This is a genomic window from Gemmatimonadaceae bacterium (assembly GCA_037721215.1).
Lineage (GTDB): Bacteria > Gemmatimonadota > Gemmatimonadetes > Gemmatimonadales > Gemmatimonadaceae > UBA4720.
In genome coordinates this window covers 22,999-38,705 of the sequence record JBBJNV010000008.1, presented here as the reverse complement: position 1 = coordinate 38,705, position 15,707 = coordinate 22,999, and the positions used below count along the sequence as shown (strand labels likewise).

The following is a 15,707-nucleotide window of genomic DNA, read 5'->3' as shown; positions in this document are numbered from 1 at the left end:
CGAATCCGTGGTATTGAACCACACAGAGGGAGGTCGGGATGGATAGCCGGGTTCGCTGGAATAAACTTGATGCTTACCTGGTTGAGGAGGCCTCGGCGGAGGACGTGGCCCAGGTCAGCCGCTGGATGAAATCCGAGCCCGACGCCACGGCCGGCCTTGCTGCGCTGAAGCGGTCAGGCAGCGCATCCGACGCCCCCGACCCCGCGGCGTGGGATGTTGAAGCAGCGCTGACGCGGGTGAAACATCGTCCGGATAGCCAGCCCGTTGCCGGTGTTGGCCGCGGCCTGCGTTTTCCCTGGGATGGCCGTCAAAAGAATCGGACGAAATCTGCCACGGGGCACACCCGACGACTGGCGCTTTCGTCCATCGGATTGGCGGCAGCAGCGGCGCTGATCTTTGCCGTGGCGCCGCAGCTTCAACGATCGATACGCGACTCGTTTGCGGCGCCTGACCGGACACTCGTTACTCTGGCCGGCCAACGCTCGAGCGTCACGCTTGGTGACGGCACCCGGGTGATCCTTGGGCCGGCAAGCCGCCTCCAGTATTCATCGACCCTTGTGACCGCGAGCGGACCTCGCGAGGTGGAACTGAGCGGGGAAGCATACTTTCGTGTTATGCACCGCGCCGAGCGACCATTCCGCATCGTGGCAGGCAGAACGGTTACCGAAGTGCTTGGCACGTCGTTCTCTGTCCGCGCCTACGACAACGATGAATCTGTGCAGATCGCAGTAATCGAAGGGCGCGTGTCGTTCGAGGCGGCAACGCCGCGATCGGGCGCGAAGCGCGTTCCGCCACGACAGGCAATCCTCCGTGGTGGCGATGTTGCGCGCGTTGTGTCCGATTCGTTCACCATTACACGCTCCGGCGACCTGAGCGCACACACTGCGTGGATTGAAGGTCGGCTCGTGCTCGAGCGCGTGTCGCTCAGCGATGCCGCGCGACAACTCGCGCGCTGGTATGACGTTGATATCGAAATCGCGGATCGGTCAATCGCAGACCGGCGGGTAACCGCATCGTTCGCGCGACAACGCCTGCCCGATATTCTCAGCGCACTATGTGAGGCAGTCGGCGCCAGGTTCGAACAGCGCGGCCGGCTGGTCATCATCAGCCCGGCAGTCAGTCGGTGATGACTCGACTCAGCACGCGAGGCAACTTGTGCAGCGTGTTGTTGCTTGCGGCCGTGTTCCCGGCATTCTTCGCCAGCACCGAGCTGCTGGCACAGGCAAAACCGTCGGCACCGATGTCCCTCGCCGATGCCGCATTGATTGTTCCGGCTCTTCGCCTATCCATCAGTGCCGACATCCGGGCAATGCCACTGGCCGAGGCATTACGAGCGGCCGTGCCACGATCGGAGCTCGACTTCGTATGGGACGCATCACTCGAAGAGCTCGCCCGTCCGGTGACGTTACGCGCGAAACGGATAACCGTCGCCGATGCGATCATCGCGCTGATCGAGCGAAGCAATGCGGCCCCTGGACTCGAAGTGGTGTTCATCCCGCCAAGGAGTCTTGTCGTCCGCCGGCGCGCCGCAGAAACGTCGTTGCATACGCAGAGTCAGGGTGGCATCGGTGCACTGGTGATGAACCCCGCGCCCGTGCCGCTCAGGGACGTCGTCGTCGTCGCCGCTCGGTATTCGTCTCTGCAGGGCGACAGCCGTCCCCCGGTCTTCACGCGTGAACAACTGCTCGGCACACCGCAGATCGGCAACGATGCGTTGCGCGCGGTGTCACGTTTGCCCGGAGTGACGGCAGACGATTTCACCGCGCGCTTCACGGTCCGCGGAGGAACGGGCGACGACATCCTCGTTCTACTGGACGGGGTTGAACTCATCCAACCGTACCATCTGCAGGAATTTGGCGGAACAATCTCCATCGTCGACGCGAGGGCAGTGGAATCGCTCCGGCTCTCCACCGGAGTACGCGGGGCGGAGTATGGCGGCCGGATAGCGGGCGTTCTCGACATGCGCTCGCTCGAGCCGGATGCAGGCCATCTCAGCGGCGGGACGGCGGCGAGTCTTCTGGATGCGGGCGCCTGGGCAGCGGGGCGCCTTGGAACGGGGAACGCGTGGTCAATGGTCGGGCGCTATGGATTTCCGGAGTACGCGCTTAGCCGCGGCGGCGCAACTGGCGATCTGCGAGCGAGGTACTACGACGTGCTCGCAAAGGCGCGTTTTGCCCGTGGCACTGACACAGTCGCATTACACGCGCTTGTCGCTGGAGATCAACTGTACTACCAGCCCGCCGAAGATACGCAGATCCGCGGGTCGGCAGGAAATGTGTACCTGTGGGCTACAAGCCGGAAAGGAATCGGCGAACGCGCCGAGGTACGGCAGACTGTTTCAGTAGCGGGTATTGACCGCAGCCGCAACGGTGTCAGTGCTGGCGACGATGGATTCTCGCCTCCCACGCAAGTGACTGACAACCGCAATACTGCGGCGTTTGCCGCAAGACAGGATTGGCGCGTCAACCTCCGGCCAGCCATCGCGCTGAGCGCGGGAGCGGAGCTCGCACGAACGGAGAGCCGGTATCGTTACACACTCCTTCGCGGCGCCTTTGGCGCGGACCCCGTTTCGCTGCCAGCCCCGCGCGTCTCATTGAACCCGAAGGCTTGGTCCTGGGCAACGTACGCAACCGGCCGGTGGCGGATTGCCGAGTCCACCATAGTTGAGGCAGGTGCGCGCCACGATGTGCAACGGATCCCGGAAAACAATGAGGCGGCGTTCAGCCCGAGTCTTCTTCTCGCCCACACCGCAACGAAGCACACCGTATTGCGGGCGGCATTTGGCCGGGTCGCGCAGTTTCAGCGGCCCTACGAACTCGACGTCGCTGACGGCCAGGTGGCGTTTGAAAAGGGTGACCGTGCTGCTCACGCGGGTGTCGAAGTCGAGCACACCCTTCGCGGCGGACACATCCTGCGAACCCAGTTGTACCGGCGAACATATTCGCGCGTTCGTGGCAGATTTCTCGACTCGGGCCTCGGGCCGTCGCCCTTCCCGGAACTGGACCCGGCCGGAAATATCCGCTCCGCGCCCGAGAACCGGCGGGTCGTGGGTACCGAAATGTCGATCGACGCCCGCCCGGGAGGAGCGCTGTCCTGGGGAGGAAGTTACGCCTGGTCGCGTAGCAGAGATCGAGTCGAGAGTAACACTGTACCTAGTCCATACGACCGGCCGCACGGCGTGCATGCTCGGGCATCGTACACAACGCGACAAGGCTGGCATATCGGTGCCGCGTGGCAGGTTCACACTGGTTCGCCGTATACGACTCCCATCTACACCGTGACGTTTTCTGAGACGGGCGACAGCATATCCCTGGTTCGGACACTTGGCCCTCCAAACGGCAACAGGGTTGGGCCGTATCATCGGCTCGACGTGCGCGCGCAGCGCTCCTGGACCACCGCGCTGGGTCGTTACGCGATCTTTGTGGACGTGCTGAACGCATACGACCGGAAAAATCCGCGGCCATCGATCCAGTTCGTTGTCGATGGGGCGAATGCTCCAATTACGCTGAACGATCCCGACGCAATGCTGCCGGTCCTTGCGAACGTTGGATTTCGATTGGAGTTCTGACCTTCTCACAATTTCGAAACAGCCGCTCGCAAGCGCAGGATCGACTACGATGATGTGTTCGAGCGTGACAACGCATTCCACGAACGTATCGTTGCGGCATGTGCACTGCAGATGGCAGGCAGATAGTGCCGCGTGCGTGGATCGAAGCTCACTCGTGACTACTTCGCCGCTGCCTCCGGCAACAACACGAAGCGCGCATAATTCGCTGGGTTGAGATACAGCTTTGCTGCGCTCTGTATCTGCGCAGCAGTGAGTCCGCGGACCAACGTATCGTATGCGGTTGACAGTCCGCTGAGGTCTTCGCCTGCCTCGTCCCGCGCCAGAATGTTTGAGAGCCAGTAGACATTCTGCTTTACTTCCACTTCGCGGCTGCGGGAAATCTGCTCCCGCACCTTGTCGACATCGGCCTGCGTCGGCACCTGAGTCCTGAGTGTGTCGGTCAGTGCAAGAACTGTCTTTGACAGCGCCTCGACATTCTCGGTCGACGAAGCGAACCGTACCTGCACAGCGTACTCCGAACGCGGTTTCTTCACGCAGCTTCCACCGACGTTGGGACTGTAGGCACCCCCGAGCTTTTCACGCAGCGTTTCGTTCAGGCGAGTCTGAAACAGCGTTGTGAGCGCGCGCAACGCGAGCCTGTTCCCGGGAGTTGATTCACACGTTCCAGTGAACGCGATGATAGTATTTGCCTTTGCTTCCGTTCCCTTTCTCACAACGCGTTGTACGACGCCTCTCGGTGGAGCGCTGCCGTTGTCGCGGAACGACTCCTTCCGCCCCGTGGCAGGAAGCGATGCAAGGTAGCGCTCAACGTTCGGCCTCAGCGATGCGGTGTCGACATTGCCGACGAACGCAAAAGTAAAATCGCCTGCGTCGGCGAATCGGTCCTTGTAGATCGCAACCGCGCGCTGCGGATTCACCTCCGCAAAAAGCGCCGGGGACAACGGCCGGGCCCGAAAGGACTTCTGCGACATCGTGACCTGCACTGTGTCCGCGAACACCGCCTCAGGCGCAGCGCCGCGGTTCGCCAGGAAAGGCCTCACCTGATTGCCGAACGCGGCGTACGCTACCGTATCGAGCCGTGGCGCCGTGAAATTGAGATAGATGAGCTGGAACGCTGTTTCGATATCCTTCGGTGAAGTGCGCCCGCTTATTCCTTCGCTGGTCTCACCGATCGTCGGCGTAACGCTCACAGCTTTGCCGCTGAGCTTCTTGCCGAGGTCGATCTGGTTGAAGCTTCCGGTGCCTCCGAGCTGGACAACCTGCGCTGCCAGCTGCGCGGACATGAAGTCTGCATCGGCAACCAGGGACGATCCACCCGGACTGTAGGCGCCAAACAGCACTTCGTCGGCTTTGAAATCTGTCGGTTTGACGATAACCCGGGCGCCGTTCGAGAGCTTCCACTCGACCGCTCCGATTCCCGCAATCGCCCGTGACGAAACGATACTTCCCGGTGCTGGTGGCTTTTCCAGCAGCGCTGCGCCGGAAAGAGTTTCGGTATATGCGGCCAGAGTGACCTTGCTGGCGCGATCGAATACAGAGAGCAGGCCGCTTTCGGTAGGCACGGGAACACCGGTCTTGAGCGGCGTCTGAGCGATAATCACGCGATTTTCATCGCTGATCCAGTTGCGGGCGAGCTGGTTGACGCCAGCCAGCGGGATCGCCGGAACGAGCTCCTTGGCCAGCGTGTATTCGTAGTCGATTCCCGGAATCGCCTCACCTCGGAGGTAATGGCCGATGTACTCCTCGACAAATGCTCCGGACAAGGTTCGGTCACGCTCCGTAAACGCTCGCTCGTATCCACGGAGCAGGTCCTGTTTGGCGCGGTCGAGCTCGGACTGAAGAAACCCGAACTGATCCACACGTCTCGCTTCCGTAAGTAGAGCTTCGAGGCCTTTCTCGACCCCGCCGTCCTTCACCCCCGCCGCAAGCGTGAACGCTTCCGTCGTGCGGGCAAAAAAACTCCCCTTGGATGCGCCAGCGCCAAGGAACGGGGCATCCGGCTTCTGAGCGATCTCGGCAAAGCGGGCATTGAGCATCTGCAGGTACAGCCGCTCGGTCAGGTCGCGCCGGTAGTCGCCAACGTTACGTGTGGTGTGCGCGGGCAGCTTGTAGATGAGGTTGACGTTCGAAGTCGTCGCCTCTCTGTCCGTTGCCACGGCAACCAGTGGCGCAGTGTTTCGGGGGACGTCGTAGATCGTGCGTGCAGGCGCCGACGACGGCTTCTTTACGCGGTTGAAATGGGTCTTGATCTGCGCCTCGATCCTGGCAGGATCGAAGTCACCGACCGCGATTACCGCCATCAGATCAGGACGATACCAGTCCCTGTAGTATGCCCTGAGCTTCGACGGCGTAACCGACATGATGCTTTTTTCGGTTCCGATGGGGAGGCGCTCGGCATAGCGGGAGCCCTTGAACGCGATGGGAAGCCACTGCTGCAGCATTCTGTCGGACGCGCCTTTCCGGCCTCTCCATTCCTCGCGGACAATCGCGCGCTCGCTCATGACTTCAGCTGAATCGAAGATCTGTCCATGTGCCCAGTCTTCGAGAATCGTGAATGCCTGTTCGACGATACGGGCCGTGTCCGTCGGAACGGGCAGTATGTACACGGTTTCATCGAAACTCGTGAATGCATTCAGATCAGCGCCGAATCTCACACCGATGGATTCGAGGTACTTGATGAGATCGTTCTTTGCGAAATGAGTCGTTCCGTTGAATGCAGTATGCTCGAGGACGTGCGCGAATCCCTGCTGATTTGCGTTCTCCAGTATCGACCCTGCGTTCACGACAAGCCGCAGCTCCGCGCGCTTTTCGGGCCTCGAGTTCTGCCTGATATAGTATCGGATGCCATTGGAGAGTGTCCCGATCCGGACCTTTGGATCTACCGGCAGAACAGTTGATGCCGCGCGGGCTGGCGGAGGAGGTGGTCCAGCCTGCTGAGCCGCGACCGGAAGGGCGAGCAACACGAACATCGACGAGGCAACGGCGCGTATGCGCGACATGGCGAGACCTGGTATCGGTGGTGTAGGGTTTACGGATAAGTAACCGGTATGGCCGTGAATTGATGCGCGTGGAATCTAACGGCCTGCGCTTTGCAATCAAAACATATGAACTTTCCCCGGTTCGGCTGGTATGATCTATTCGACAGGCCAGTCCCATGAGGTAGCATGCCCCGTCTGAAAACGCTTGGCTTGCTGGCGCTTCTGCTCCCATTGATCGTCAGCTATGATCCTTCTCAACCGGTGCCGAACCCGGTATCGGAGTTGAGCAGCGCGATTGACAATGCGTCAGCCAACATTGCGACCAATCTCCGCGTAGGCCGGCATCTTGGCTTCGATACCTACGCCTACCCCGGCGACGATGCAATGCTCGCGTGGCGGCAGAACGATGCACCCTACGAATGGGTTGGCTACTATCTGCCGTCGACGCCCTGTCACAGGGGAGAATCATGGTCGGGCAAGCGCGAACGCCTTGCCAGCATGGGCTGGGGCACGGCGGTCATTTACGTTGGGCAACAGGTCTGGAGCGGCACGCCCCGGCAGAAGATCGTGCGCACGAAGTATGTCACCAAGTATATCCAGAAGCGCGTAAAAGTATCCCGCCTCGTCAAGGGCAAGATTGTCAGGGGCAAGCGCAGGAAAGCGCGCCGGGTTTCGTCTTTCGTACAGAAGCGGATTCCCATCAAGGTCCCGGTCAAGACCGTCACCTATGCGCGGGCGGAACCTGGCCAGTCCTGCTCGACACATCTTGTGAGCGGAGCCCGCGGAACGAAAGACGCGAATGATGCAATTGCCAAGGCGGCGGGCGAAGGCTTTGTTCGCGGTACGGTGATTTTCCTTGATATAGAGCGGATGGAAAAAGTACCGTCTGCCATGCGCGACTATTACAAGGCATGGACGGCCCGCGTTCTCGACGACGGCACGTACCGCCCCGGTTACTATGCTCACAATCACAACGCGAAAATCATCTATAACGACGTTTCGGGCGTGTTCCTCGATGCAGGCAGTCTCGAGCAGCCACCGTTCTGGATTGCGAGCGGCCGCGGGTTCTCGGAAAACAAGCAACCGCATGAGGTTGGGCATGACTTCGCAAAAGTCTGGCAGGGCGTTCTCGATGTCGTCCAGACTCACAACGGATTCAAGCTGCCGATCGACGTAAACGTGGCAGCGGTAAAGTCGCCCTCATCGAGCGGACTGCCCGCCTCCAACTGACCGCCGCAGCACCGACTGAGGTAACACTTCGCCACGTGGCCGGGCCTCCAATCCCGCTGCGAACCAGGCGGAGGTTGGTCGCCTCGAGTCCGCTTTCGCATGACGTCCTTATGGCCCCCTTCGTGCATTCCTGAGGGCACAGGCGGACACATGACAGCACAACGTGCGGAGCAAAAAAATTCTCGGGAAATCGCTCCCATCGCATCGAATGGCCAGCCGGGACGTTCGGAAGGCGCGGCGGCCTATTTTCTCGCCGTCGCGGTCGCTGCCGCAGCGCTCGGCCTGACCTTTCTGCTGCAGGCCGACCTTAGTCAATCTGTTTTTGTAATCTGCTTCGGGGCGGTAGCTTTGAGCGCATGGCATGGCGGATCCGGCCCCGGGATCACGTCGGCTATCGTGTCGGTAATCGGCGTACAGTACCTGTTCATCGATCCCCCCGGTCTGGTCTTTCCGCAGGCTCTCGGCGATCTGGTTCCGTCGGGACTGTTCTTGATTGCGGCTGTTGGTATCGCTGAGCTCTCGGACAACTTGCGCCGGGCCCGCGCTCGCGCGGTGGCTCGGGAAGAATCCCAACTCTCCGAGGCCGAAGCACGTGAAACAATGGCCGAATTCGAAGCCGAAGCCGCACGGGCTGGTGCCACCGAACAGTTCCGCGAGGAAACTCATGTACTCGAATCACTGCATCGGCTCGGAACGACGCTTGCCTCCGAACTGGATAGTTCGCGAATAGAGAAAACAGCCGCTCAGGCTCTTGTCGAGTTGACGAATGCGGAATTCGGCGCAATGTCGGAGACGTTTACGGGCGTGGCAGTACGGAGCGAAAACGTGCTTTCCGATCCGCGGTTTCACGGGAACTCCCCGTTCTCCGATCTGCCGGCCGCCAGTACGGAAATGAAGAGCTATCTCGCAGTGCCGGTTGTGTCGAGAACGGGGGACTCGCTCGGCGGGCTGGTTGTAGGGCATACGCAACCGGGTGCCTTCTCCGATCGTCACGAACGCATTGCGATGTCGGTGGCAAGCTGGGCCTCGGTATCTCTCGACAACGCCCGGCTCTACAAGGCGGAGATTATTGCGAGGGCTGAGGCGGAAGGTGCCAACCAGGCGAAGTCTGCGTTCCTCGCCACCATGTCACATGAGTTGCGAACCCCGCTCAATGCCATTGGCGGGTACGCTGATCTGCTGGAGGTGGGGGTTCATGGCGAGCTGACCGCCATGCAGCAACGTGACGTAACGCGTATCAAGCGGAGCCAGCGTCATCTGCTATCGCTTATCAACGATATTTTGAATTTCGCCAAGATCGAGGCCGGCAAGGTTAAATACGCAACCCGGCCGATCGTCCTCGCTGAGCATCTCCCTGAGCTCGAAACGCTGATCGCTCCGCAGCTTCGCGAGAAGCATATCGAGTACGTGTTTTGCTGCCACGACCCGGTGTGCAGTGCGTATGCCGATCCTGACAAGATGCAGCAGATTCTGCTGAATCTCCTTTCGAACGCACTCAAGTTCACAGAGGCCGGCGGCAAGATCACGGTGGGCTATGAGGCGGCCGAAAAGAGTATTGGCATTTTTGTAAGCGATACAGGTATTGGTATCGCCAAATCCAAGCTGGACGTGATCTTCGAACCGTTTATCCAACTCGATCGCGGCACCACGAGTCAGCACGAAGGCACGGGGCTCGGGTTGTCCATCAGTCGGGATCTCGCCCGTGCGATGGGTGGCGATCTGACGGTCACAAGTGAAGTCGGGAAGGGATCGGCGTTCACGCTGCTGCTGCCGGTTCGCCCGCAAGCGCCAGCGAAGGCAAAGGCGCAGGCCTAGGCGCTACATTCAGCGCAAGCTGTCGCGTATCGGCGCACTTCCACCGGTCCCACCATTTCCGTGCCACCGAAAAAATCGATCAACTACTCACGTGCCTGGGCCGAGTCGAGAGAACTGATCTGGAGACACCGCAGGTCGCTCTCGATCGGTCTTGCGCTGATGCTTGTCAACCGGCTGTCGGGTTTGATTCTCCCCGGAAGCTCGAAATATCTGATCGACGAAGTGATTGGCAAGCAGCGCTCCGATCTGCTCGTACCCTTCGCGCTGGTCGCAGCAGGTGCGGTCATAGTCCAGGCGTTTACGACTTATTCGCTGTCCCAGATCGTGAGCATCGCTGCTCAACGCGCGATCGCGGACATGAGGCAGAACGTTCAGACTCACGTGATGCACCTGCCCGTTTCGTACTTCGATTCGACCAAGACTGGAATCCTCATTTCACGCATCATGACCGACGCCGAGGGAGTTCGAAACCTCGTCGGTACCGGGCTTATCCAGCTCACCGGCGGTCTGGTCACTGCGATCATCGGGCTTGGCGTGCTCTTCTGGCTCAACTGGTCGTTGACGGCGATCATGCTGGTGATTCTCATTGCTTTCGGCGGTCTCATGTCGGTCGCGTTCGCGCGTCTAAGGCCGTTGTTTCGGGATCGCAGCAAAATCAACGCTGAGGTAACCGGCCGGCTGGCAGAATCGATAGGTGGCATCCGAATCCTGAAGGTCTACGTCGCGGAAAAGCGCGAGGAACGGTTGTTCGGAGAGGGAGTTGGCCGCCTGTTCGAGAATGTCCGAAAAACGATCACGGGGAGTTCGATAGTGCAGACAGGTGCGACGCTGATTGTCGGCGCCATCGGCGTGCTCATGATCGTTGTGGGGGGCGGCGCGATACTCGATGGCAACATGACTCTCGGTGGCTTCGTCATGTACGTGTTCTTCATCGGGCTGGTTGCCGCGCCGCTGGTTCAGATCGCATCTGTCGGTACGCAGATCAGCGAGGCATTCGCCGGACTGGACCGGATTCGGGAAATCCGCGAAACCGCAACGGAAGATCAGGAGGATTCGGCGCGATCGTCATTATCGGTGATAGAGGGGCGGGTCGAGTTCAACGACGTGACTTTTTCTTATGTGCCGGCACTGCCCGTGCTGAAAGGCGTCAGCTTTCTGGCGCCCGCTGGATCTACTACAGCGCTGGTAGGTTCGAGTGGATCGGGCAAAAGCACTTTGATCGGGCTGGTCATGGCGTTCAACCGGCCCGACAGCGGCGCGGTGCTCGTCGATGGCAACGATCTGCTCGGCGTGAGGCTGCGCGATTACCGAAGTCAGCTCGGGGTAGTGCTGCAGGACAATTTCCTGTTCGATGGGACGATCCGCGAGAATATTGCGTTCGCCAGGCCCGATGCCACCGATGGCCACGTGCGCGAAGCCGGCCGGATTGCGCACTGCGACGAGTTCATCGACGGATTCGAGCTGGGCTATGAAACCATCGTCGGCGAGCGAGGAGTCAAGCTGTCGGGGGGTCAACGTCAGCGCGTCGCCATCGCGCGCGCGATACTGGCCGATCCCCGCATTCTCATTCTCGATGAAGCAACGTCGAGTCTCGACAGCGAGAGCGAGGCAATGATCCGCGACGGTCTCCGTTCGCTGCGGGCTGGCAGGACCACCTTCGTGATTGCGCATCGACTGTCGACGATCGAAAGTGCGGATCAGATCCTCGTGCTCGAAGGTGGCGAGATCGTGGAGCGTGGAACGCATCGCGAGCTGATCGAGCTCAATGGACGATACCGGCAGCTCTACGACCGGCAGTATGGCATCGAAAGAAACCGGTTCATCAACCCAGGAGAGGATTTCACTCCGGAAGTCACATCGGCAGTCGAGGAGCTGCCGGTGGCGTCACTAGCGGCCGAGTGACGCTATCCGGGGTAAGATTTATCATGCCTGCCTTCAGCAATTTCCTTTACGTCGCAACGGCGCTGGTTGCCGTCGGCAATGGAGGGTTTACAGGAGTTGCTGCCGCGCAGTCATCGCCCGGGTCTCACCAGGGAATGACTCACGACTCGTCGGCGGTCAATCCCGCGGCGGAGGCTGGGTCGCGTTTCGTCGCTGGCGCCCGCGCGATCGGTATCGCGACGCTCGCCACGCCAGCTTTCAATGGCACTTCCGCGCGCGAGGGATATCTCACTCAGCCGATGGTGATGGGATCATTGACTGCGTTTGGCAACCGAGTACTGCTCGACGGAATGCTCAACTTCGAAGGTTTGACCATCGACCGGGGCGAGCTTAACGCCGGTATCTATGGAGAGGGGTATGTCGACCGCCGTCATCCCCACACCTACCTGCATGAGCTTGCGCTGACAGCGCTGCTCGGCAGTGGCTCGTCGCGGTTTTCAATGACCGCTGGAAAAGGTTTCGTTCCCTTCGGAACCGACGATCCGATGTCCCGTCCCTTCGTCAAGTATCCAGTGAACCATCATCTGGCGCAGATTCTGGAACGAGCCGTCATCTCCGGTGCGGCGCGATATGGTCCGCTCGCGCTGGAGGCCGCACGGTTCAATGGCGACGAGCCTGAGTCGCCCTCGGATTTGCCAAATCGCAGTCGGCTCTGGGATTCGTGGGCACTGCGTGCCAGCCTGATGCACGCCGCCGGTGCGGAATTTCAGGTCAGCACGGCAGAAGTAAAATCACCTGAAGTTGCGCAGGGGGACGGCCTCGATCAGAGAAAATACAGTGCTTCGTTGCGGTACGAGCGCCCCGGCACCCGCTATGCGCTCGTCGAATGGGCGCGAACCGCGGACCGCGATGCAGGCCGCACCGCGTTCGCGTTCAGCTCGGCACTCGCTGAAGGCGCGATGACCCGCGGAGCAATGACATTCGCATTGCGCGCTGAGCGCACTCAGCGAGCCGAGGAGGAACGACTGGAAAATCCGTTCCGCTCACCCCGCCCGCACACCGATTTCAACATTCTCGGTCGCACGCGGTGGGACATCGTGTCCGCCGGCGTGAGCGCCAATCTGTTTCGGAAGTCCGCCTGGTTCGTTGCACCGTTTGTGGAAGTATCGCGGCAACATGCGTCCATAATAGCCCGACCCACCGTATTTATTCCGCGCGAGTTCTATGGATCGGACCGAATGTGGTCACTCTCAGCCGGCATGCGGCTGGGAGCAGGTATGTTTCATGCGCGAATGGGCCGTTACGGCGCTGCGGCCGCGCATCACTGAGGTTGACACTATGTGGAACTGGAAGCCGAAGTTCATGATCAGATATTCGTTTCTCGTGCTGACGGCAGTGGTTGCAGCCTGCGGCGGTGACAGGGTCACCGACCCGGACCCGGGCCCCATTACCACACCGGGCGTGCTCGAGCCTGTGTTGCTCGCTGTCAACGGCAGGGGCGCAGTGCCGGAGAGGTTCACGGCGGAGCTTTGGGTGCACGGTAATACTGGCTACACCACAACCTGGGGCAGACGAACCGTCAACGGTGTGGGATCCATCGGTAATGCGATAAACATCTGGAACGTCGCAGGCGCCACACCCGTGCTTATCGATTCGGTGATCGTGTCAAACGCCAGCACTCTGGGCGATATACAGACTACCAGCGATGGAAAATATCTCGTAGTCGCAACCGAGCTCGCGCCCGGTTCGATCGTGATTTACGATCTGCAGGACCCGGTTAAACCGCGTTTGATCTCGCGATTCACCAGCGTGAATACAAACTCCGGCGTTCACACCGCCGAAGTGCAGGCGGTTAACGGCCGGACCTATGCTTTCCTGTCAATCGCGGGCGGTTCTCCGTCGCGGCTTGTAATAGTGGATATCACCGATCCTGCCGACCCGCGGGAGGTGCTCTCTCGTGAGATGGGGCGTCCGTTCATACATGACGTCTTCGTGCGTGACGGAATCCTTATGACAGCCCTCTGGGCCGACGGAATCGCCATCTTCGATATTGGCGGAGGCGGTCGAGGTGGGAGCCCGTCAAATCCGATTCGGCTCGGCTCGGTTGCGACCGTTGGGGGAAACGCGCACAACATTCACTGGTTTCACGATCCCGTCACGGGTTCAAAGCGGTACGCTTTCGTCGGTGAGGAGGGCCCCGGCTCGATCGGCTCGTCGTCGATTGGGGACATTCACGTCATCGACGTAAGCGACATGACGAACCCCCGCGAAGTTGCATTCTTCAACGCGCCTGGCGCTGGAGCTCACAACTTCTCGGCGGATGAGCCGCGCGGGGTTCTGTACTCCGCGTTCTACAATGGCGGCGTAAGGGCACTCAACATCCGTGGCGATCTTTCCACTTGTACGGCCGCCGACCGAAGCCCTGATAACCGGTGCAACCTTGGCAAAATGGGCCGGGAAGCCGGACGTGGATTGCTGAACGCCGGAATGCCGGTATATGTGTGGGGCGTGCAGTTCACCGATGGCAGACTCTACGCTTCGGACATGCTCAACGGCCTCTGGAGACTTTCCCCGCTTCCGGCTTCCTGATAGGCCATCGATCGCAGGCGCGACACGCGATCCCGCAGCGGTGGGTGCGTCGCCATAAGGTTGGCAATTCTTCCCTCCCGCTCATCCCACGCCGAATGGAAGGGATCGGAGATACAGAGCTGCGCTGAGCTCTTCGGGATCGCAGTCGGTTTCACGGCCGAGCCGCCGATCTTCACCAGCGCGTCGGCAAGTGCCGCTGGATTGCGCGTGAACTGCGCGCTCATCGCATCGGCCAGAAACTCCCGCGACCTTCCTACCTTCATGACCATGTAGCGGGTAACCAGCGGCGCCACCAGCCAGCTGATGACCCACACCACAAGCAGTACGATGACGAGCGGGCCGGCACCCTTGCTGTCACCGCCACCGCCGCGCGATTTCGACCTTCCGCCACCCCCGCCACCCCCGAAACGCATCGTATTCGAAGCAACGTTGTGCACGAGGGCGACTGCGCCAACCAGCGACGTCAGAAGCGTCATGAGCCTGACGTCGAAGTTGACGATGTGCCCCATTTCGTGCGCTACCACCGCCTGCACTTCGTCCCGCGTGCAGACATCGAGCAACCCCGTCGTCACGGCGAGATGTGCGTCGTTCGCATGCACGCCGGTGGCAAAGGCGTTGGGTGCATCGTCCGGTACCAGCCACACGCGGGGACGGGAAGCACCGGATGCAATCGTCATCTCGTCGACGATGTTCATCAACTGCCGCTGGCCTTCCGTTTCAGCTTCGGTAAGCTCGTGCGCCCCGGTTGCCTTGACGAGACTCGTCGCGCCGAATCTGTATGCCCACCACGCCATTGCCCCGGCAAGGAGCAGAAGGGACAAGCCCACGCCCGGGAAGACGTGTACCGATGCGGCACCTGAAGCCGCGCCCTCTGCCGCCCGTGAGCTCGCCAGATACCAAATGAAGTCTCCACCGAAGCCGAGCCACGCGAGAAATATGACGAACCCCGCCACGAGACGGCGGCTGGCCTTCCTGTTCGCCTCCTGCTGCGCGAACAGATTTCCCGCTGTTGTCATTTTGCCGGCGGAGTGAACGACAGGTCCACCTGCGGTACCGCACGCTCGGCAACGTCCGTGATCTCCCAGAGTGCCGCGGGTAAGGCCCCCGCCATGCCCGCGAACAGCATCGTCGGGAAAGTCTGCTGGGCAGTGTTGTACTGAGTCGCGGTGTCGTTGTAAAGCTGCCTGGAAAAGCCAATCTTGTTTTCTGTGGCTGTAAGCTCTTCCTGTAGCTGGGCCACATTGGCGGTCGCCTTCAGGTCAGGATAGGCTTCAACAACGGCGAGCAACCGGCCAAGCGCGCCAGTCAGTTGCGTTTCCGCTTCTGCAGTGGCAGCTACACTGCCGGTGGTGGACGCCGTGATCGCCTTGTTACGGGCGGATATGACGGACTCGAGGGTCTCCCGCTCGAAGTTCATCGCTCCCTTCACTGTATTGACAAGGTTCGGAATCAGATCGTGACGCCGCTTCAGCTGCACGTCGATCTGCTTCCAGCCATTCGCCACCTGGTTCTTGAGCGAGACGAGACGGTTATACGCGCTGATCCCGAAAAAGATGAACAGCACGATGACTGCCAGCATAATCAGGGTAATCATGGGACGCCTCCGACGGCGATATGGACCACAGTGCGACCGGCATGGCGAATTG

The 15,707-nt window shown here is 60.6% G+C and carries 10 protein-coding genes; 7 read left to right on the top strand and 3 right to left on the bottom strand.

The window, feature by feature from the left end:
* Window positions 1-38: 38 nt before the first annotated feature.
* Both WKF55_05570 and WKF55_05565 read left to right on the top strand, forming a co-directional pair.
* Window positions 39-1,127, top strand: a complete 1,089-nt coding sequence (locus tag WKF55_05570; protein MEJ7759043.1) for a FecR domain-containing protein — start codon at window positions 39-41, stop codon at window positions 1,125-1,127.
* Complete coding sequence (locus WKF55_05565; protein MEJ7759042.1) at window positions 1,127-3,568, top strand: TonB-dependent receptor plug domain-containing protein; 2,442 nt, start codon at window positions 1,127-1,129, stop codon at window positions 3,566-3,568. The genes WKF55_05570 and WKF55_05565 overlap by 1 nt, the downstream gene beginning before the upstream one ends.
* 158 nt (window positions 3,569-3,726) lie before the next feature.
* Here WKF55_05565 and WKF55_05560 read toward each other — a convergent pair whose 3' ends face one another.
* On the bottom strand, window positions 3,727-6,567 hold the full coding sequence (locus WKF55_05560) for an insulinase family protein (GenBank protein ID MEJ7759041.1): 2,841 nt from the start codon (window positions 6,565-6,567) through the stop codon (window positions 3,727-3,729).
* A gap of 165 nt (window positions 6,568-6,732) precedes the next feature.
* Between WKF55_05560 and WKF55_05555 the strand changes: the two genes are divergently transcribed.
* The 5 genes from WKF55_05555 (at window position 6,733) to WKF55_05535 (ending at window position 14,061) form a co-directional block, all read left to right on the top strand.
* Window positions 6,733-7,776, top strand: coding sequence for a glycoside hydrolase domain-containing protein (locus WKF55_05555; GenBank protein ID MEJ7759040.1), 1,044 nt, complete (start codon window positions 6,733-6,735; stop codon window positions 7,774-7,776).
* Between the two features lie 150 nt (window positions 7,777-7,926).
* Window positions 7,927-9,591: an ATP-binding protein gene (locus WKF55_05550; GenBank protein ID MEJ7759039.1), complete on the top strand. Its 1,665-nt coding sequence runs from the start codon at window positions 7,927-7,929 to the stop codon at window positions 9,589-9,591.
* Between the two features lie 60 nt (window positions 9,592-9,651).
* The gene (locus tag WKF55_05545; protein MEJ7759038.1) at window positions 9,652-11,493 is read left to right on the top strand and encodes an ABC transporter ATP-binding protein; all 1,842 of its coding nucleotides are present in this window, start codon (window positions 9,652-9,654) and stop codon (window positions 11,491-11,493) included.
* A 23-nt stretch (window positions 11,494-11,516) separates the two neighbouring features.
* Complete coding sequence (locus WKF55_05540; GenBank protein ID MEJ7759037.1) at window positions 11,517-12,800, top strand: hypothetical protein; 1,284 nt, start codon at window positions 11,517-11,519, stop codon at window positions 12,798-12,800.
* Window positions 12,757-14,061, top strand: coding sequence for a hypothetical protein (locus WKF55_05535; GenBank protein MEJ7759036.1), 1,305 nt, complete (start codon window positions 12,757-12,759; stop codon window positions 14,059-14,061). The genes WKF55_05540 and WKF55_05535 overlap by 44 nt, the downstream gene beginning before the upstream one ends.
* Here the strand turns inward: WKF55_05535 and WKF55_05530 are convergent.
* Together WKF55_05530 and WKF55_05525 are read right to left on the bottom strand one after the other, a co-directional pair.
* On the bottom strand, window positions 14,004-15,077 hold the full coding sequence (locus WKF55_05530) for a M48 family metalloprotease (GenBank protein ID MEJ7759035.1): 1,074 nt from the start codon (window positions 15,075-15,077) through the stop codon (window positions 14,004-14,006). The genes WKF55_05535 and WKF55_05530 overlap by 58 nt on opposite strands.
* The gene (locus WKF55_05525) at window positions 15,074-15,655 is read right to left on the bottom strand and encodes a LemA family protein (GenBank protein ID MEJ7759034.1); all 582 of its coding nucleotides are present in this window, start codon (window positions 15,653-15,655) and stop codon (window positions 15,074-15,076) included. The genes WKF55_05530 and WKF55_05525 overlap by 4 nt, the downstream gene beginning before the upstream one ends.
* Window positions 15,656-15,707 lie beyond the last annotated feature (52 nt).